Here is a 19,817-nt window from a genome sequence, read left to right on the forward strand (position 1 = left end):
CGCACCAGATACAACCGCTCCAGGTCGCTGCGCGCGTCAACATCGCGCCAGTCAAATAAGCTCGGTTCAATGGCCGCCATGGGGTCCTCCTGCAAAGGATCGTCTCGATAACGATATGATCCCTTGGCGGCCGCCTTTTTGCACGACCCCGCCGCTACGCTGGGGTGAATTTTCGCCCGCCGCCCCAGCCCACCCGCGCAACTGACTGATTGTTCGTTCCGGGCTGGGGTAAACGAAAGTTTTCCACCGCCGGGCGGCTTTTCAGTTCAGGGGGTTGCGGACACCGCTAGAGGCTCTGATTTCGTTTCGACACCGAGAGATTTTGGGTGCTGATGCGTTGCCGACGCGTCCTGTGGAGTCCAAGGCTTTACCGTGAAAGTCGCGCAGCGACCCCGTGGGAGCGGCGTCCCCCCGCGATGGGGCCGGGCGCGCAGCCGCAGCGTTCGAGGTCACCGTGGCACCGCATCGCGGCGGGACGCCGCTCCCACGGGGGACCTTCATCTTTCGGGGTGGTTTGATGTTCCTTCTATGGCTGTTAGCCGATCCGGCGTGCAGGAACCACCGATTTTCTTCAAGATCTCGGGAATCGCCACCGGCTAAAGCCTCGACCTCCAGTTGCGAACAGGTCGTCGCTGGCCGGAACGTCAATCCTGCCCCAGAATACCGCGCAGATTGGCCAGATGCGCCAGGCCGCGCGAGCGGCTGGCGGCGGGGTCGGGTGCGTGCTGGTCGTCGCGCTCCAGGGCGTCTTGCGGCAGTTCGGCGAGGAAGCGGCTGGGTTCGGTGCGGATCAGCTCGCCGTAGAGTTTGCGCCGCCGCGCCAGGCTGAAGGTGAGTGTTTGGCGGGCGCGGGTGATGCCGACGTAGGCGAGGCGGCGCTCTTCTTCGATGGTGTCTTCTTCGATGCTGGTGCGGTGGGGGAGGAGTTCTTCTTCCATGCCGACCAGGAAGACGTGGGGGAATTCGAGTCCCTTGGAGGCGTGCAGGGTCATCAGGTGGACGCGGTCGCCGCCGGCGGCTTCTTCCTGGCGGTCCATGACGTCGATCAGGGTGAGATGGCTGACCATTTCGTTCAAGGTGCGTTCGGGTTGATCGCCTTTGTTCAGGGCGCCGAGCCAGTCGATCAGTTCGTTGACGTTGCTCATGCGGCGATCGGCGACGGCCTGGCTCGAGGCGTTTTCGCGCAGCCAGATGCCGTAGTCGATGGCGTCGGTGAGAGCGCGCAGCGCGGTGGTCGGGGCGCTCGCGGCGCGCTGGGCGAAGGTCTGGATGAGGTTGGTGAAGGCGTGCAGCCGCTCGCGCTGGCGCTCGCCCAGGTGTTCGGCCAGGCCCAGTTCGCCGCTGGCGGCCAGGAGCCCGATGCCGCGGCCGCGGGCATAGCCGGCCAGGGCTTCCAGGGTGGTGGGGCCGATCTCGCGGCGGGGGGTGTTGACGACGCGCAGGAAGGCGGCGTCGTCGTCCGGGTTGGCGAGCAGGCGCAGATAGGCCATCAGGTCCTTGACCTCGGTGCGCGCGAAGAAGGAGGTTCCGCCGCTCAGGAAGTAGGGCACGCTGTGCTCGCGCAGGGTCTTCTCGAAGGGGCGGGCCTGGTGGTTGCCGCGGTAGAGGATGGCGATCTCACCCCAGGGTGCGCCGTGGGTGAAGCGCAGGTTCAGGATTTCGGAGACGACACGCTCGGCCTCGTGATCCTCGTTGCGGCAGCTCAGCACGCGCGGCCGGTCGCCGGGGCCGTGATCGCTCCACAGGCGTTTGGCGAAGACATGCGGGTTGTTGGCGATCAGGTGGTTGGCGAGCCCCAGGATGCGGGCGCTGGACCGGTAGTTCTGTTCAAGCATGATGACTTCGAGCAGCGGATAGTCGACTTTGAGGCGCGCCAAATTTTCGGGGCGGGCGCCGCGCCAGGCGTAGATGGATTGATCGTCGTCGCCGACCACGGTGAAGGCGCCGCGCGGTCCGGCGAGTTGGCGCACCAGTTCGTACTGGGCGCCGTTGGTGTCCTGATATTCGTCGACCAGCAGATAGCGGATGCGTCCCTGCCAGTGCTCCAGCCGGTCCGGGTGCGCGGCAAAGAGCCGCACCGGTGCCAGGATCAGGGCGTCGAAATCGACCGCGTTGTAGGCATGCAGGCTGCGCTCGTAGTCGGCGTAGAGTCCGGCGAGTTGGGCCTCGTAATCGTCCTCGGCATGGCTCAGCGCCGCGGCGGGGTCGATCAGGTCGTTCTTCCAGCGCGAGATCCGCTGCGCGACCGCTGCCGGGTTGAGCGCGTCGGGGTTGGCGGTGCCGCGCAGATGCTCTTTGATCAGGGCTTCGCTGTCCTGGGCATCGAGCAGCGAGAAGCCGGGGCGCAGACCGGCTGCCGCGTGTTCCCGGCGCAGGATATCCAGGCCGAGGGTATGAAAGGTGCAGACCGTCAGGCCGCGGCTGTCACGGCCCCGCAGTTCTTTGGTGACCCGCTCGCGCATCTCGCGCGCCGCCTTGTTGGTGAAGGTGACGGCGCAAATATGGCGCGGGGCGATGCCGCAGACACCGATCAGATGGGCGATCTTGCGGGTGATGACCCGGGTTTTGCCCGAGCCGGCGCCGGCCAGCACCAGCAGGGGACCCGCGGTGTAGCGGACGGCTTCGGCTTGGCTGGGGTTGAGGCCTTTCATCCGTGATCCGGGACAGATTGCCGAGTGAAGGGGGAGGGCGTTTGATTATGCCCGAGCCCGGCCGGTATCGCGATGGATCGATGTCAGCCTGCGGGGAGGCATTTCGGCGCCTTTCGTACTACCATGGTCCTCTTTATCGACCAGGTGAAAACGCTCCCAGATGAAACACCGCGCCGCGCCCATTTTGCTGCTCCTGGCCCTGCTGCTTCCGGCATTTGGCCTTCCCGTGTTCGCCCAGGACCCGGCCCCGCCGGCGGCCGACGGTGCGGGCGGTTTCCTCCAGGCTCCGACGGTCGAGCCGACGCCGGTCGCCGGCGACGCGGTGGAGCCCGAGATCACCATCCGCGAGAGCGGCGATGAAACCATTTACGAGTACCGGGTCCGCGGGGCGCTCTATATGGTCAAGATCCAGCCGCAGTTCGGGCCGCCTTATTTCCTGGTCGATACCGACGGGGACGGCACCCTGGACGTGCGCGACAGTTCGCCCAAGAACATCAGCATCCCGCAATGGGTGTTGTTTACCTGGGATTGACGAACCCCGGAGTCCGGCGGGTTGCCGGACCATGAAAGTCTGTCGTGGGAGCGGCCTCCGGCCGCGACGCGAGGCCGCGGTCACCTGCGACCTGCGGCAGTTTGCGAGGCCCCGTCGCGGCCGGAGGCCGCTCCCACAAGGTCTCGGCTGGGCTTTCACGGTAAGACTTCACCCTGCGGGCGCCCGCGACCGGTGATCCAATGAAATGCGACCCTCAGCCGCGCGCCAGGCGGGTGCGCTCCTTGTTCATTCCCTGCGGCGGGGGCATCACCGGTACCTGGTGGGTCAACCCCTGGTAGATCTCCGGCTGGGGCTCACGGAACATAACCCCGACCCCGGAGCGGCAGCGGTGTGTCACCACCGCCTCCAGCAGCCATTCCCTGCTCAGACACTCCAACTCCAGTTCGATCAGGGTGCCGGTTGGCAGCGTGACGTTACGCACCTCGAGGTACATCCCCTGATTGGACAGGTTGCGCCCCTGGGCACCCAGGAAGCGCCGCCCGCGGTACAGGATCTGGACCTTGAGGTCGATCGGGTGGCGGGCACTGTATCTGCGTTCGGCCATCATGATAAGCATCTCCTCCTTTCAGTTTATCCAACCTCTTTATTATCTTAGGTACGATAGTTGACAACGCCGTGCAGTTCAAATGAAACAATCGTGACGTCGCGCGCGGGGTCGCGCGCCGGAGCAGTACCCTGTTCGCCGCTTTTTCCTTATTTGACAGCGATTTCCACAGCTTCGATCCGCATGTCCGGACAGACCCTTGGTGTAGGGGCGGGTTTGAAACCCGCCCCTACGTCCGGTTATCACGTCCGATAGCTATAACTCAGGCGATTGTCGGACAGCAGGCGCCTCAGGTCCCCGCCAGGAACTCGTCCAGCACCGCGATCTGCTCGGCCGTGTTCAGGGCGGGGGCGTGCCCACAGCCGGGGATGGTGACCAGCCGCGGCTTGGGACCCCGTTGGGTCATTTCTTCGGCGACCTGGAGTTCGACCAGGTCCGACTGGGCACCGCGCAGGGCCAGCATCGGGCAGGTGATGGCGTCGAAGACCGCCCACATGTCGAAGTCCTGAAACTGCTCGGCGAAGACCCGCATCACCGCCGGGTCGTAATGCGACGAGATGCGCCCGCTGTCGCGGCGGCGCATGGAGGTCTCGGCCATCAGCCGCCATTCGGCGTCGGTCAGGCGGCCGAAGGGGGCGTAGACCGTGCGCAAGAAGGTCTCGAAGTCGCTCATGTTCGCGAATTCGGGGACGATGGTGACATAGGCCAGGATGCGCTCGATGGCCGACTGGTTGAGACGCGGCGCCACGTCGTTCAGCACCAGCCGCTCGATCCGCGCCGCCGTCTCGGGGGTGCCGGCCAAGGCCATGCCGATCAGTCCGCCCATGGAGGTGCCGACCCAGCGGCACTGGGCGATGCCCAGTTGATCCAGCAAGGCAATGGCGTGCCCGCAATAGGTGGGGATGGTGTAGTCGTCGTCGGGTGTCGCCGACCAGCTCGACAGGCCGCGGCCGATGGTATCGGGGCACAGCACCTGGTAGCGGTCGGCGAAATGGCGGGCCAGTGTATCGAAATCGCGGCCGGTACGGGCCAGGCCGTGCCACAGCACCAGGGCAGGTGCAGTGGGATCGCCCCAGGTGGTCAGATGAATCTCGTGGCTGCCGATGGACAGATAACTGGAGCGTGGGACTGGCATCGTTTCATCACCCTTGGTAAATCCTAACGGCCTGATTTAAGTGATTAGTGGGGTGTTCCTTACCCGGATACGCCAGCAGTTGTGGATGCGCGGGTTGCGGGCGAAGTCGCGGGGGAGGGTTTCCGGACTGATGTTCACGATGTCCAATTCGGGCATGGCCTCCAGGTCCATCCGAAAGCGCCGCAGGTTGTTGGAGAAGATCAGCAGTCCGTCCGGCTCCAGCAGGCGCACCGTGGCGCGCAGCAGGGCGACATGGTCGCGCTGGATGTCGAGCGTTTCGTCCATGCGTTTGGAGGTGGAGAAACTGGGCGGGTCGAGGAAGATCAGGTCGAAGCGGCGCCGGCCCTCGACCTGGCGCAGCCAGTCGAGTGCATTGGCCTGGATCACCTCATGTCCCACGGTGGGGATCTGATTGAGCTCCAGGTTGCGTAGCGCCCAGTCGAGATAGGTGCGCGACATGTCCACGGTGGTGGTGGTGACGGCTCCACCGCGGGCGGCATAGACGGTGGCGGTGCCGGTGTAGGCGAACAGGTTGAGGAAGCGTTTGCCGACTGCCAGCTCGCCCAGCATCCGGCGGGTGTCGCGGTGGTCCAGGAAGAGTCCGGTATCCAGGTAATCCTCGAAATTGACGAGGAAGCGGTGGCCGCCTTCGGCGACCTCGTAGAAACGATTGGTCTCACCCAGGCGCTCGTATTGACTGTCGCCCTTCTGCTGTCGGCGCACCTTGAAGAACAGTTGCGTTGCGGGAACCTCCAGGACTTCCGGAATGACGCTCAGGGCCTCGCGCAGGCGGCGGCGCGCGTCGCGCGGGTCGACGGTGGCGGGGGCGGCATATTCCTGCACGAGCACCCAGCGCTGCTCCCCCTGGTAGACATCGATGGCGACGGCATATTCGGGCAGGTCGGCGTCGTAGAGCCGGTAACAGGTGATTTGCTGCTGGTCGCGCCATTTGCGCAGGGCCTTGAGGTTCTTGGCGAGGCGATTGGCGAGCATCACCGCACCTTCACCCCGTTCCTCCGGAGCCAGCACCCGTGGCCGATTGGAGACGAAATAGCGCGGATCCACATCGAAATGCAGCAGCCGACACTCGATTGGGCCGTTGTACAAGGTGTGCATGCGTGTGGCGCGCAGACCCATGTATTTGCCGAGGTCGGGATTGCCGGTGAGCAGCGCGGCGCGCCAGCCGGTGAAGCGTTCCTTGAGCGTGGTGCCGATGCGGGCGTAGAGCGCGGGCAGGTCGGTGTCCGCGCCGAGTCGTTCGCCGTATGGTGGGTTGATGACCACCAGGCCCCGGTCGCCGTCCCGCCCAGGGTGGCAGTCCGCCAGTTCGCGCCGTTCGAAATGGGCGCGCCCGGCGAGACCGGCCCGCTCCAGATTGGCCAGCGAGGCGCGGATGGTACTCGGATTGGCGTCATAGCCGCGCAGTGACGGGAGGCGGTGCAGTCCGGCGTCACGCCGAATCTCGGCCTCTTCGATGAGCCGCGCCCAGATCGCCGGGTCATGCCCCGACCAGCCCAGGAAGCCGAAGCGCTGATGCAGCAGGCCGGGTGCGATGTCCGCGGCGATCAACGCGGCCTCGATGACCAGGGTGCCGGAGCCGCACATGGGGTCGAGCAGGTCGCCGCCGTCGGCGGCGATGGCCGGCCAGCCGGCGCGCAGCAGAATGGCCGCGGCCAGGTTCTCCTTGAGCGGGGCGGCGGCCCCTTCCTCGCGGTAGCCGCGACGGTGCAGGGAGCCGCCGGAGAGGTCCAGGGCGACGGTGGCGGCGTCCTGGAAGGCATAGCAGTGAATCAGGAGATCGGGGCGATCCGGGTCCACGCTGGGGCGGCGTCCGCAGCGGCGCACGAACCGGTCGGCGATGGCATCCTTGACCTTGAGTGCAGCGAACTGACTGTTGTTGGCCCCGGCCAGGATGCCGTCGAAGCGGACCGCGAAGGTCCGCTCGAGGGTCAGGTGGTCTTCCCAGGGAATCTCGATGGCGCCGGCATAGAGTGACTCGCTGCCGTGTGCCGCGAACTGCGCCAGGGGCAGCAGGATGCGGTTGGCGACCCGCGACCAGAGGCAGGCCCGATAACCGTCCTCCAGGGTGCCGGTGAAGCGTGCACCCCCGCGTGCCTCGACCGCCCCGGCCAGGCCGAGACGATCCAGTTCCTCGGCCAGCAGGCTGCCCAGGTAGAGCGGCGCGGTCGCGAAAAAGGTGTAACGCGACGGGGTACCCGCATCGGCAATGCTCATTCGTTTCGTTTCAACAGGTCCGCCAGCGCCTCGAAGGGGTTATGTGTGGTCTGCTTAGTCCCGCCGCCGCCGCCCCCCGCAGCCCGGCCGCCGCGGCCGGCGGCCAGGGCGGCAAGGTGTTCCTCGTATTTCTGGTGCTCGTTGTCGTGGCAGTACAGACACAGGAGCTCCCAGTTGCTGCCGTCCGGCGGGTTGTGGTCGTGGTCCATGTTCTTGTGGTGAACAGTCAGCTCACGCAGGTTGCTGCGGTCGAAGGTCCGACTGCAGCGTCCGCAGACCCAAGGGTAGAGCTTGAGCGCCTGTTCGCGGTAACCGGCGGCCCGCTCGTCCGTCGCCTTGCGGGCCTCCGCGACCACGCGGTCGAGTTTTGCCGTGTCGATCGGTTTGCCGGTCTTGCCGTGGCGCGGGGCGTCGGTAGGAGCCATGGACTAAACCCCGTCAAGCCTGTTGGATGCCGGCCACGTACCAGTTGCCGTCCGGGCTCGCCCAGCCGTGCTGCACATGCCAGATCTCGCGGAAGTCTTGCGCCGGGCCCTGTTGGTCCTCGCGGATCAGCCCGGAGAACAGCACGCTCGCGACGACTTGGTCGCCGTCACGCCGCACCGAGACCAGTTCCGCCTGGAGACGGACGACCTCGGTGAATTGCGGACCGCTCAGCCGCGCCCGGTCGCGCTTGAGTTCCGCACCCATCTCGGGGGTCAGATACTCCTCGAGATCGGCGAAATCGCCCTTGTCCCAGGCGGCCTGGAGGTTGACATAGTGGCTCTTGGCGCCGGCGACGAACTCGGCCCCGTTGAACCAGGTGGGGGCCTGATCAGCGGGCGCGCTGCGGGACGGCGCCGCGCCGCCGCGGACGCCTTGGGCCGACATGCCGCCCGGATCGCGCAGGTTACCGCCCGCGGCGGTACGGGCGTAGGCTCCGGCACCGGCCGGCAGCGGGGTCGCCCGGCCGCGGCGCAACATGCGGAACAGCATGAAGCCGCCGAACAACAACGCGGCGATCATCAGGAAGTCCATGATCTGAAATCCTTCAAAGCCGTCGCCGAAGAGCATGGCCGCGAGGAGTCCGCCCGCGGCGAGACCGGCCAGGGGGCCGAGCCAGCGGCTGGCGCCGCTGGCCTGCGGTGCCCGCGCCCCGGCGCCGGCCGCCGGGGACTGGGTCTGGGCCGGACGCTGGGCTGCCGCCGGGGGCGTCTGGGTCTGGGCCGGTGTGCTGTACTGCTTGCCGACATTGCCCCCGCTACCCATGCGCCGGGCGTCCGCGGTCTGGGGCAAGGTCACGAGGCCGGCGACTATCAGTGTCAGCACGGCAGAGAGGAGTGTGTTGAGCTTCATGGCCGTCTCAGGTTTTCAGAGGGTTGGGTGGAAGGTTGCGGGTGGCATCAGGACAACGAAAAAACGGTGCGATCTCACGCGGCGGCGGCCCGGCGCCGCGGCACTCGGGTTTGGTGCTGCCGGTGAGCGTTGCCATTGGCCGGTCGATCTTTCGGTGCGTGGTTCGACTTCGCTTTTAGATAAGGGTTCCTGGGTGGAAAACCATGCGCGAGGCAGTGACCGAAAAGGTCTGCGCGACGTGTTCATGCGCGATGGTGCCTGGGTTCGCTCCTCGGGCCAACCGGGTCGCGGCGGATTGTCATGGGGCGGCATGGTGGCGCGCAAGTCCCGGTCATGCCTAACGCATCGGCCCGGCGAACCGGTCTGACGCAGTCCCGCAGCCGCGTTCGTCGCGTTTATTGACGCGTTCGTCGCGGGAGGCTGGCTATTTCGGCGCCAGTTGTTAGCGTTAGGGTAGAGGGAAATCGGCATACCGCAATTGCGACCGAAAAATAAAGACGCCATCAGCGTTGTACAGCAGCTAGGAGATCTGATCAATGTACCACAGTGCCTGTCCCGACTGGCATGACGCCGGTTCCGGATCGTCGGTTTATGGTGCCGATGGCCTGGGGCCTGACGCGGCCTTCGCGGCGCGGATCAAGCGCTTTCGCAGCCTGGGTCTGAGCCGTGCCTTGACCGGCTTGATTCTTGAGTTGGAGAATCTTCAACATACGACAGTGAGCGCGGAGACCCGTTATGCGATGTTGCGCGTGCTGAAAAGAGCCGTTCTCCATGTTGCCGCGGCCCTGCCCAAGGCGCTGTCAATGACGCGTCCAGCGGCGGGTGGCCCGACCCCCGGCCCCGGTCTCTCGCTGGAGCAGCGGCTGTATGCCGCGATGGCAAATAATTGTCTGCACTTATTGCACGAGCTGGGCCGTGGTCACACCGGCTACGCCGACAGTCTGGTACAGTCCCGTCAGTGGGCCGTGCGGAATGCCTTTCAGTTCCTTGGCCGCCAAATCCTCGGCGCGGTTCGCGACGGCCGGCTGTGGCCCGCGGGCGCCTGGCAGTCCCTGCACGAGTTGTTTGTCTATTTGGTGATGCGCGGCAGCGTGCGGCTGCACGGTGACTCACTGGTGTTGAGTGACGACGCCTTCGATCCGGAGTCAGCCTACAAGCAACTGCTCCTGATCGGCCTGCTGGCGGAGCTCGTCGGGCCGGACCGTCTCCAGCCCGACACGCTGACGCGGCTGGGCGTCCTGGCCAAGGTGGTGCGGCTGGTCGAATCGGACGGGCTGGTGGGCGAGTTCGGACTCATCCTGGTCGAGGTGAGTCACGATCGGCCGCCGCGGCTGCGCGTCGGCAGCCTGGATGACCCGTTCCGCGGCTGGGTCCTGCGCGTTCCGCGGGAAGTCGAGTCATTGGTCACGGCCTTGGAGCCCACGCGCCGTCATCGGATGGCCATTGCCGCCTGACCGACATGCGAGGGCTTGCGATGCGGGGGCGCAGCGCCCGTACGCGATCCCGGATTTCCGAATCGCGATTCGGTTTGCGTTGCAATGTGCAAGAGCGGCGGGTTCGGCCTGACTCGGGCCGTCCGCGTCGAGGGTCTCAGGCGGGTTTTTCGCTCAGGGGCACAGAAGACAGGTGCCGCGGGCTGTATCTTGCATATAAGCTAAGCTTAACGTTATGCAGGCCCGAAGTGGAGACCTAATCATGATCCGGCCATCGCTGAGTTGTTTACGACGTCGTGCTGTTCCGTGCCACTGGGTCTTAGGGGTGGCGCTCTTGCTCGCGGCGGCCGCCGTCGCGGCGGGCGGTCTTGCGCAGGTCAAAGAGCGTGGCGTCCTGCGCCATCTGGGCATTCCTTACGCCAACTTCGTCACCGGCGCCGGGGACGGCATGGATGTCGAACTGATGCGCGCGTTTGCGGGGCACTTGGGCGTGCGTTACCAATACGTGCAAAGCGACTGGGCCGAGATCATCGGCGATCTGACCGGGCGCACCGTGAAGAGCAAAGGTGACGATTTCGAGGTCGTTGGAAAGGTCCCGATCCGTGGCGATGTGATCGCCAACGGCATGACCGTGATCCCCTGGCGGACCAAGGTAGTCAGTTTCGCGGAGCCGACCTTCCCGACTCAGGTGTGGCTGGTGTCGCGGGCCGATCTGCCGGTGTCACCCATTGACCCCGGCCCGATCCTGGCGCAGGATATCCTGGCCACCAAGGCGTTGATGCCCAAACGCACTTTGCTCGGCATGGCAAACACCTGCCTCGATCCGGACCTCTACGACATCAAGGCGACCGGCGCCAAGGTCTCGCTCTTCAAAGGCACCCTCAACGAACTGGCCCCGGCGGTCATCAACGGCGAGTCCGAGTTGACCCTGCTCGATGTTCCGGATGCGCTGGTCGCCCTCCAGAAATGGCCGGGGGAGATCAAGGTCATCGGACCGGTGAGTGAGCGTCAGGACATGGCTCCGGCCTTTCGGCCCGGCGACAACGATTTGCGCGACGCCTTCAATCACTTCCTGGCACAGTTGAAGGCAAGCGGGGAGTTCAGGCGGATCGCACTGGCCTACTATCCCTTTGTGGTGGACTATTTCCCCGATTATCTGCCGGAATCGCCGGCGGCGATTGCCGACTGATCCGCAGGCGCTTCGCCCCTACAGGTCGGTCGATCGTTTCCCGGAACTCGCCTAAAGCCGCGACAGTGGGCGACGCCGGGGCTGGAGCGATGATCAAGGCCGGCGCGGCGGCCGGTCCGCGGTGTCCGCGGTGTCCGCGGTTACCGGCACGGCCCAACGTCGCTGTCGGCCACTCCGACCGCATCCTGCTGCAACCTTCGCGGTCATGTCGCGCCCGTTGCGCTCACGCCAGGCCCCGTTCCGGTTTTCGGTGGTCCGTCACACTACTCCCCGTCCGCCCGCGTCCCGTGATCACGGATTCGCCTCGGCGCGGCACACCCTGATGGGAAAGAATCCGCCAATCCGGCACCTGATCGCCGTCGCTTGAGGTTATGCTTTAGCCTAGTGTCGCAGGCCGCCCCCGGTATCAACGGGTGGATGTCGGCCCGACGCGGCGACCGTGCTTGCCCCGCGTTCAGCGACGACGAACAGCCATTCGTGCCGGAGTGCGACAACGAGTATGTACGAGCCCAAGTCACGGGGTCCGTTGAGTCATCTGAGACCCAGGTATGGCGTTGCCACGATCCTGATCAGTGTCGTCCTGACGCTTTACGTCGGTTTTCTCCTGGTGGCCAACTACTGGTCAGCCACTAACCTGCGCCAGACAATGGAGGAGCAGCGGCGCCTGGAGAGCGGGCGCCGCGTGGCGGCGCTTCAGTATTTCTTCAGCGAACGGCGCGACGATCTGGCCAATCTGGCCCTGTCCCGCGAGGTGGCGGGATTCTTCGAGAATCGGGCGCTGGGGATGAGTATGCGCTATGGGCTCAGCCAGAGTCTGGTCCCCATCAACACCCGGTTTTCCGAACTGATCGATCGTAAACGAATTGGCGGTCAGGCGATCTACCAGCGCCTGGTCCTGCTCGATGAGTCCGGCGCGGTGTTGGTCGATGCGGTCGATGAGGGTGCGGGTGACCCGCACGAGCGCTCCTGGAAGTCCCTGCTCAGCCCTGGACACGAGCACGGGGACATCCTGGTGCTGGACGACGGACGGACCCTGGTGGTGTCCCTCGCCCATGAGTTCAAAGGTGTTTATGCGGGCCAGCTCCTCGCCTTTCTCGATGCCGGTCTGGTGGTTCGTGAGGTCCTCAACCTGGGTCGGAGCGGCGACGATACCGCGGTGGCGACCATCGTCAATGGCACTCTGCAGGGCTTGGGCGGTGTCTTGAACCCCGAGTTGAGCCGCCTGGTGCTGACTCCCGACTTGGCGGACGGGAAGGTGTTCGAGTTCAGGGACGGCCCGGCGGGCGAGGGTGAGCGCATGATTGCGTTGGCCCGGCTGGTCCCCAACACCGACTTCGTCCTGCTCGATATCATGTCCGCGGTCCGACTTCACGGCCGGCTGGAGCCCTGGCACCTGTTCTTTGGCATGGCAAGCCTGGCGGTGGTGGTGCTGCTCGGGGTTTTCCTGATCTTGCGGCTCAACATCCGTGCGGTGGCGTTGCAGGCGCACCTGCGCGAGAGCGGGTTGCGCGAGCGGGCGGTGCAGGAAAAAAACCTGCAACTGGAACAGGAAATTCGTGAACGGCAGCGCGTGGAGAGCGAACTGCGCGACTCCAAAGAGGCCGCCGAGTCCGCCAACCGGGCCAAGAGCGAGTTTCTCGCCAACATGAGTCACGAAATCCGCACCCCGATGAACGGCGTCGTGGGGATGACCAATTTGCTGCTGGAAACCCGCATGAACCAGGAGCAGCAGGAATACGTCAACGTGGTACGCAACTCGGCGGACGCCCTGCTCAACGTGATCGACGACATCCTGGACTATTCGAAGGTCGAGGCCGGCAAACTCAGCCTGAACGCGTCGGACTTCAGTCTGCGCGACCTGATGGAAGAGCTGGCGGACATGTTTGCCGACAAGGTTGAAGGCCGGGAACTGAGCTTCGCCTGCATCTGTGACCGGCGGGTCCCCGATCGGCTGCACGCGGACTCCGGACGGTTGCGCCAGGTGCTGATCAATCTGATCGGCAATGCGGTCAAGTTCACCGAGCGGGGGGAAGTGGAAGTGCGGGTGCGCCTCTCGCCCGATGGCGGCGAGGCGCCGCGGCTGCGCTTCGAGGTGCGGGATACCGGCATCGGCATCGCCTCGGATCGCCAGGGCCTCCTGTTTCAGTCGTTCTCGCAGGTCGATACGTCGTTCACCCGCCGCTACGGCGGTACCGGCCTGGGGCTCGCCATCTGCCGGGCACTGGTGGAACTGATGGACGGAACCATCGGCATGGAGAGTCGGGAAGGGGAGGGCTCGCGTTTTTGGTTCGAGTTGCCGGGCCGGCCGGCCACGGGACTCAGCCCGGCGATGCCGCCGCGGATCGCAGGAGCACGGGTCCTGATCATGGACACGCTGGCCAGTTCACGCGAAGCGGTCATCGAGACCCTCGCCTATGAGGAGATCCCGGCCGTCGCCGTGGACGAGGTCGCGGCCGCGATGGATGAACTGCTGCTGGCCGAAGATCGTGGTGAGCCCTATCAGCACGTCGTCATCATCCTGCGGGAACCGGCGGGCGAGGCTGACCGGCTATTGGAGTTGTTACCCGAGCAGCCCTGGCAACAACCCATCCGGATGTTGGTCCTGGTTGCGCAGTCCCGGCGTCGCGACCTGCGGTTGGACGAAGCGATCCCGGTGCGCGTCCTGACCCTGCCGGTGCACCGGGCGGCCCTGCTGGAGGCGCTCGGCCTGCGCCGTCCGGAGGCGCCGCCGGCGGATCCGCTCGCGATCCCGGTGCCGGACCGCGAGCGTGCGTCGATCCTCCTGGTGGAGGACAACAAGATCAATCAGAAGGTGGCGCTCGCGATGCTCGACAAGCTGGGCTACCAGGTGGATGCGGTGGACAACGGCGCTTTGGCGGTGGCGGCGGTGGGCCGCGAGACCTATCGATTGGTGCTGATGGACATCCAGATGCCCGAGATGGACGGGCTGGAGGCCACCCGGCGCATCCGCGCGGCGGAGGAGTCGGGAGCGCTCCAGCCGACCTCCGGCTTGCGGCACCTGCCGATCATCGCGATGACCGCCCACGCCCTGGAGTCCGATCGCCAACTGTGCCTGGAGGCCGGCATGGATGACGTCATCACCAAGCCGGTCAAGCCCCGCGTCCTGGGCGAGACCCTGGCGCGGGTGATGCGGGAATGCGCGTAAGGGTCAGCCGCCGAGCCGGGCGACGACGCGGTCGAGGATGACACGCGCTTCGGCGGCCACCGCGTTGGTCGCCGCATCTTCGGCCAGCCCGAGTACCGTGATCGGATCCATGAAATCTACCGCGGTCCGTCCGGCGGAGACCTCCCGAACCACCAGATTGCAGGGAAGGAGCACTCCGGCGGCGGGTTCGGACTGGATCACCCGCTTGGCCAGGCCGGGGGCGCAGGCGCCGAGGATCCGGTAAGCGCCGGCCTCCTCGCCGAGCTTGGCCTTGAGGATCGCCGCGACATTGACGTCGCTCACGATGCCCAGCTTCTCTGCCGCCAGAGCGGCCTGCACCTGCTCCAGGGCGGCGTCGAAAGGCAGATCGATTTCTACACCAAATACATAGTTCATGGACGTTCTCCGGAGATGTCAACGGGCGGGGCCGGGGGTGCCGGCCTGAGCGGCTCAAAGTAACACCTGAGCCTCCGGCGGAACACGCGAAACGTCAATCCAAGGCGGAAGCCTTGGATATTGCGCTCAGTTCGCCTTGGCCGTCGGTTGCTGCCGCATGGATAACAGCCCGGCGACGAGGACCGCCACCGAGACAATCAACACCACGATCGAGGCCAGCGCATTGATCTGCGGTGAGACGCCCATGCGGACGCTGGAATAAACCACCATCGGCAGCGTGGTGGAGCCGGGGCCGGCGACAAAGCTCGAGATCACCAGGTCGTCCAACGACAGCGTAAAGGCCAGCAGCCAGCCGGAGAGCAGCGCCGGGGCGATCAGCGGCAGGGTGATGCTCATGTAGACCCGTAGCGGGCGGGCGCCCAGGTCCATCGCCGCTTCCTCCAAAGAGCGGTCCATCTGCGACAGGCGCGAGCGCACGACCACGGCCACGAAGGCGGTGCTGAAGGTGATATGAGCGATGGTGATGGTGGTGAAGCCGCGGCCGGCCGGCCAACCCACCGTGTGCTCCATGGTGACGAAGAGCAGCAAGAGCGACAGGCCGGTGATGACTTCGGGCATGACCAGCGGCGCGGTCAGCAGGAGTTGGAATCCGGTCCGGCCGCGGAAGTTGCCATGCCGCACCAGGGCGTTGGCGGCAAGGGTTCCCAAGATCACCGCGAAGGTGGCATTGGTGGCGGCGATGCGCACGGACAACCAGGCCGCGTCCAGCAGTTGCCGGTTGTGCAGCAGTTCCCCATACCACTTGGTGGAGAAGCCGGACCACACGGTGACCAGCCGGGATTCGTTGAACGAATAGATCACCAGCAGCAGGACCGGGATATAGAGGAAGGCGAGCCCCACCGCCAGGAACAGATACAGCTTCCAGCGGCTGCGGTTCATAGCTCATCGCCTCCGATGCGTTGCTCCAGGCGCTGCATCATTACAAAGGGAACCACCAGAATGCCGAGCAAGCAGATGGCGAGCGCGGCGGCGAGCGGCCAGTCCTTATTGCTGAAGAATTCGGTCCAGAGCATCTTGCCGATCATGAGGCTGTCGGGGCCGCCCAACAAATCCGGGATCACGAACTCGCCCACCACCGGGATGAAAACCAGCATGGAGCCGGCCACGATGCCGGGCAGCGACAAGGGTAGCGTGACCTTCAGGAAGGCCTTGAAGGGTCGGCATCCCAGGTCGGCCGCCGCTTCCAGCAGACTGAAATCGAGCCGCGTGAGGTTGGCGAAGAGCGGCAGGATCATAAAGGGCAGGTAGGAATAGACCACCCCGATATAGATTGCAGTCTGGGTGTGCAGAATCGTCAGGGGCTGATCGATGAGTCCGAGCGACAGCAGCAGATTATTCAACAGACCGTTCGGCTTCAGGATGCCGATCCAGGCATAGACGCGGATCAGGAACGAGGTCCAGAACGGCAGGATGATCAGCATCAGCAGGATGACCCGCCGCCGCTCGGGCGCGGTGGCGATGGCATAGGCCATGGGGTAGCCGATCAGCAGGCACAGGATAGTACAGACCAGGGCGACCCAGAGTGAATTGAGGAAGGCGGCCAGGTAGAGTTCATCACTGAAGACTGTGACGAAATTCTGGAGGTTGAGCCGCACCTGCAGCACGCCGTCGTCGACCCATTCCCATAGACTGGTGTAGGGTGGTTGGGCCAGCGCTGTCTCCGCCAGGCTGATGTGCAGCACGATCGCGAAGGGTGCCAGAAAGAACAGCCCCAGCCACAGATAGGGCGTGCCGATGTTCACCACCCGCGCCAGTTGCCGGTCACGCAGGTGCAGCCGCTTGAACAGCTCCCGAATCATAGCGTTCTTCCGTTAATAACGAGTCAGAAATATGTTAAACATGAATACAATCGTTGTCGTTCGCCTACTCCGTCAGGACCACACCGCTGGTGGGTGACCACTCCATCGCGACCTCTTGCCCCCAGGTCAGGGCTTGCTCGGTCCGCGGATGGACATTGGTGAGGGTCATCTCCACCAGCATTTCCGGACTCACCCGCACACGGTAGATCGAGACGTCTCCCAGGTAGGCAATGTCTTCAACGACACCCTTGACCTGATTGATTCCATTCTCTTGATAGGTCGAGCAGATTTGCATTTTCTCCGGGCGGATTGCGACCGTGACCGGGGTGCCGATGGCATGAGGGTGCAGGTCGCGCATGTGCAGTCGCCGACCCAGGCTGGACTCGATCAGTACCTGGTCGTCCTGCGTCTCCATCACTCTGCCGTCGAACAGGTTCACGAGGCCGATGAAATCGGCGACGAACCGGTACTCGGGATATTCATAGATGGCGGTGGGAGTGTCCACTTGCAGGATCTGGCCGGCATTCATGACCGCGATGCGTGTGGACATGGTCATCGCCTCCTCCTGATCGTGTGTGACGGTCACGAAGGTGATGCCGATGCGTTCCTGAAGGTTCACCAATTCGAATTGCGCGCTCTCGCGCAGTCGCTTGTCCAGTGCACCCAGGGGTTCATCGAGGAGCAGCAGTTTGGGGTGCTTGGCCAGGGTGCGCGCCAGCGCGACGCGCTGGCGTTGGCCGCCGGAAAGCTGATCCGGTTTACGCCGGCGCAGTTCCGAGATCTGGAGCAGCGCCAGCATTTCGCCGACCCGTTCCGCGCGTTCCTTGCGCGGCATACGGTCCTGTTTCAGGCCGAACTCCACGTTCTGCTCCACCGTCATGTGGGGGAACAGGGCGTAGGACTGGAACATCATGTTGACCGGCCGGGAATAGGCCGGGATATCGGTCACATCAGCCCCGTCGATATAGATACGCCCGGCCGAGGGCCGCTCCAGTCCCGCCAGCATGCGCAGCAGGGTGGATTTGCCGCAACCGGAACTCCCCAGGAGCGAGAAGAACTCGCCCTGGAAAATGTCCAGCGACACATCATCGACCGCGTAGACATCACCAAACTTCTTGGTGACATGGTCGATCCGCACATAGGGTGCGGCCTTGGGGTCCTGCCAGGGTTCCAGTTTGCGCCGTTCCGCGGGGTTCGTCATAGTACTTCCGGATTCCTGTCGAATCAGCGCTCGGCCTTGATCCGTGTCCACAGATTGTTCAGCTTGCGCTGCGCCTTGTCGGTCGGGGTCTTGAGCACGAACAGCTTCTGTTTCACCTCGGCCGACGGATAGACGCCCGGATCGGTGCGCACCGCCTCGTCGAGCAGCGCAGTCGCCTCCAGGTTGGGATTCGCGTACATCACATAGTCGGAAATGTCGGCCACCACCGGCGGCTCCAGGACGTAGGCGATGAAGGCGTTGGCCGCCGCCGGATTCGGGGCATCCTTGGGGATCGCCATTACGTCGGTCCACAGCACCGCCCCTTCCCGCGGGATACGATAGCCGACCTCGACGCCCTTCTTGGCCTCTTCCGCACGGCTCTTGGCCTGGAGGATGTCCCCGGAGTAGCCGTGGGCAACACAGAGGTCACCATTGGCCAGGTCGCTGATGTACTGCGACGAATGGAAGTAGCGGATGTTCGGGCGCGCCTCTTTCAGGACCTGAGCCGCGGCTTCCAGGTCCTGGTCCGAACGGCTGTTCGGGTCTTTGCCAAGATAGGCGAGTGCGGCGGAAAACGCCTCGGTTGCATCGTCCAGCATACTGATGCCGCACTCTTTGAGCTTGGCGGCTTGCTTGGGGTCGAAGACGATGGCCCAGGTGTCGGTCGGGGCGTCTGCGCCCAAGGCTTCCTTCACCTTCGCGACGTTGACGCCCAGCCCGGTGGTGCCCCACAGATAGGGCACCAGGTACTTGTTGTCCGGGTCGATGTCCTGCAGCGTGGCGTAGACCGCCGGGTCCAGTTTCGCCAGGCCCGGCAACTTGGACTTGTCGACCGGTTGGTAAATTCCGGCCTGAATCTGGCGCGCGCCGAACGGACGCGCGGTGGGGAACACCACGTCATAGCCGCTGCTGCCGGCGAACAGTTTGGCTTCCAGCACGTCGTTGGCGTCGTAGAGGTCCAAGACCGGCCGAATGCCGGTACGTTCCTGGAACTTGGCCAGCGTGTCCTCGGCGAAATAATCGTTCCAGTTATACAGATGAACCGTCTCTTCGGCGCTGACGGGTGTGTTTGCGGACAGCAGAGCGGCCATCAGGGCCGGCAGAGCGAGGCGCAGGGCGGTGAATTTAGGCAACGGTGTCTCTCCCAAGTCAAAGGGTCGAAGCTCTAAGAGGACATCCGGCACAGCAGATGCTTATGTCCTATAATGTAACTAGTGGAAAAATTTTGAGGGCTGTCCATCCAACCACGGAGGAGACGATGATAATCCATGAAATTTCGGATGATTTCTGGTGCAAGGTTGAACCCTTGTTGGCTCCCTTTAAGCGAACAAAATCCGGTGGCAGTCCGCCCCGTGATTTCCGCAGCATCTTGAACGGCATCTTCTACGTCCTGAAAACGGGCTGCCAGTGGCATTTTTTGCCGCCGTGCTATGGTTCGAAAAGTGCCGTCCACGAGCACTTTCAGCGCTGGGCGCACGCCGGCGTGTTTGCGGAGATTTTCCGCTTGTATGCTCAGGAGTATCACGCACTGAAGGGCATTCAGTGGGAGTGGCAGGCGATGGATGGGACCTTGCTGCAAGCCCCCGTCCGTGGCCAACCGGTGTGTCTGGCCGAGGAGGGGCTGGGGCGAAATCCGACGGACCGGGGGCGCAGCGGCAGCAAACTCCATCTACACGTCGAGCAACAGGGGGTCCCCTTGGCGATCGAGTTGGTCGGCGCGAACGTGCATGACAGTCGGTTGGTGTCCCCGACGTTGGCATTGGATGTGTTGCCGCGGCCCGCGCCGACCACCGAACACCCCCAACATCTGTGCTTGGACAAAGGTTACGACTACGCCCGGGTCGACACGGAAGTCGCGGAGAAGGCTTATGTGCCGCACATTCGCCGGATTGGCGAAGAGAAAACGACCGCGGGCGCGACCACCCAACCGGCGCGGCGCTGGGTCGTCGAGCGCACGATCGCTTGGTTGAAAGGATTTCGGGCGATTCGTACCCGCTACACGTGTTTGGGCGTGAATTTTAGGGCGTTGGTTGATTTGGCCTGTGCGCTGATTCTATCCGGGAAACTTGAAGCCGCGTGTTCGTAGATGCAAGCATATTGTGTGCCGGATATCCTCTAAG

Annotated in this window: 16 protein-coding genes; 5 read left to right on the forward strand and 11 right to left on the reverse strand. The window is 64.5% G+C overall.

What is annotated here, in order from left to right:
• Positions 1-644: 644 nt before the first annotated feature.
• The gene (locus tag A39O_RS0129805) at positions 645-2,651 is read right to left on the reverse strand and encodes a UvrD-helicase domain-containing protein (protein ID WP_020508305.1); all 2,007 of its coding nucleotides are present in this window, start codon (positions 2,649-2,651) and stop codon (positions 645-647) included.
• Positions 2,652-2,811: 160 nt separating this feature from the next.
• On the opposite strand from A39O_RS0129805, the gene A39O_RS0129810 reads away from it, so the two are divergent.
• The gene (locus tag A39O_RS0129810) at positions 2,812-3,183 is read left to right on the forward strand and encodes a DUF2782 domain-containing protein (RefSeq protein WP_020508306.1); all 372 of its coding nucleotides are present in this window, start codon (positions 2,812-2,814) and stop codon (positions 3,181-3,183) included.
• A 214-nt stretch (positions 3,184-3,397) separates the two neighbouring features.
• On the opposite strand, the gene A39O_RS0129815 is transcribed toward A39O_RS0129810, so the two are convergent.
• From A39O_RS0129815 to A39O_RS0129835, 5 genes are all read right to left on the reverse strand, one after another.
• Positions 3,398-3,748: a PilZ domain-containing protein gene (locus A39O_RS0129815; RefSeq protein ID WP_245562016.1), complete on the reverse strand. Its 351-nt coding sequence runs from the start codon at positions 3,746-3,748 to the stop codon at positions 3,398-3,400.
• A 289-nt stretch (positions 3,749-4,037) separates the two neighbouring features.
• On the reverse strand, positions 4,038-4,883 hold the full coding sequence (locus A39O_RS0129820) for an alpha/beta fold hydrolase (protein ID WP_020508308.1): 846 nt from the start codon (positions 4,881-4,883) through the stop codon (positions 4,038-4,040).
• A gap of 36 nt (positions 4,884-4,919) precedes the next feature.
• Positions 4,920-7,118, reverse strand: a complete 2,199-nt coding sequence (gene rlmKL, locus A39O_RS0129825; protein ID WP_020508309.1) for a bifunctional 23S rRNA (guanine(2069)-N(7))-methyltransferase RlmK/23S rRNA (guanine(2445)-N(2))-methyltransferase RlmL — start codon at positions 7,116-7,118, stop codon at positions 4,920-4,922.
• Positions 7,115-7,543, reverse strand: coding sequence for a YajD family HNH nuclease (locus tag A39O_RS0129830; protein WP_020508310.1), 429 nt, complete (start codon positions 7,541-7,543; stop codon positions 7,115-7,117). Before A39O_RS0129830 ends, rlmKL begins: the two co-directional genes overlap by 4 nt.
• A gap of 13 nt (positions 7,544-7,556) precedes the next feature.
• On the reverse strand, positions 7,557-8,453 hold the full coding sequence (locus A39O_RS0129835; RefSeq protein WP_020508311.1) for a Tim44 domain-containing protein: 897 nt from the start codon (positions 8,451-8,453) through the stop codon (positions 7,557-7,559).
• Between the two features lie 536 nt (positions 8,454-8,989).
• Between A39O_RS0129835 and A39O_RS0129840 the strand changes: the two genes are divergently transcribed.
• From A39O_RS0129840 to A39O_RS37295, 3 genes are all read left to right on the forward strand, one after another.
• The gene (locus tag A39O_RS0129840) at positions 8,990-9,907 is read left to right on the forward strand and encodes a hypothetical protein (protein WP_020508312.1); all 918 of its coding nucleotides are present in this window, start codon (positions 8,990-8,992) and stop codon (positions 9,905-9,907) included.
• 241 nt (positions 9,908-10,148) lie between these two features.
• Entirely contained in the window at positions 10,149-11,075 is a 927-nt protein-coding gene (locus A39O_RS35810; protein WP_083924982.1) for a transporter substrate-binding domain-containing protein, read from the forward strand.
• Positions 11,076-11,574: 499 nt separating this feature from the next.
• The gene (locus tag A39O_RS37295; RefSeq protein ID WP_020508314.1) at positions 11,575-14,241 is read left to right on the forward strand and encodes an ATP-binding protein; all 2,667 of its coding nucleotides are present in this window, start codon (positions 11,575-11,577) and stop codon (positions 14,239-14,241) included.
• 3 nt (positions 14,242-14,244) lie between these two features.
• Here A39O_RS37295 and A39O_RS0129855 read toward each other — a convergent pair whose 3' ends face one another.
• The 5 genes from A39O_RS0129855 to A39O_RS0129875 form a co-directional block, all read right to left on the reverse strand.
• A complete protein-coding gene (locus tag A39O_RS0129855; RefSeq protein WP_020508315.1) occupies positions 14,245-14,637 on the reverse strand; it encodes a DUF302 domain-containing protein in 393 nt (130 codons plus the stop codon).
• Between the two features lie 126 nt (positions 14,638-14,763).
• Entirely contained in the window at positions 14,764-15,576 is an 813-nt protein-coding gene (locus A39O_RS0129860; RefSeq protein WP_020508316.1) for an ABC transporter permease subunit, read from the reverse strand.
• Positions 15,573-16,496 (reverse strand): ABC transporter permease subunit, encoded by a 924-nt coding sequence (locus A39O_RS0129865; protein ID WP_020508317.1) that lies wholly within the window; start codon positions 16,494-16,496, stop codon positions 15,573-15,575. Before A39O_RS0129865 ends, A39O_RS0129860 begins: the two co-directional genes overlap by 4 nt.
• 64 nt (positions 16,497-16,560) lie before the next feature.
• Positions 16,561-17,697 carry an ABC transporter ATP-binding protein gene (locus A39O_RS0129870; RefSeq protein WP_020508318.1) on the reverse strand — a complete coding sequence of 379 codons (1,137 nt, stop codon included), beginning with the start codon at positions 17,695-17,697 and terminating at the stop codon, positions 16,561-16,563.
• Positions 17,698-17,720: 23 nt separating this feature from the next.
• Positions 17,721-18,830 (reverse strand): polyamine ABC transporter substrate-binding protein, encoded by a 1,110-nt coding sequence (locus A39O_RS0129875; RefSeq protein WP_020508319.1) that lies wholly within the window; start codon positions 18,828-18,830, stop codon positions 17,721-17,723.
• A 62-nt stretch (positions 18,831-18,892) separates the two neighbouring features.
• Between A39O_RS0129875 and A39O_RS0129880 the strand changes: the two genes are divergently transcribed.
• On the forward strand, positions 18,893-19,783 hold the full coding sequence (locus tag A39O_RS0129880) for an IS5 family transposase (protein WP_157639991.1): 891 nt from the start codon (positions 18,893-18,895) through the stop codon (positions 19,781-19,783).
• Positions 19,784-19,817: the final 34 nt, after the last annotated feature.

It is taken from the genome of Lamprocystis purpurea DSM 4197 (assembly GCF_000379525.1).
GTDB lineage: Bacteria > Pseudomonadota > Gammaproteobacteria > Chromatiales > Chromatiaceae > Thiodictyon > Thiodictyon purpureum.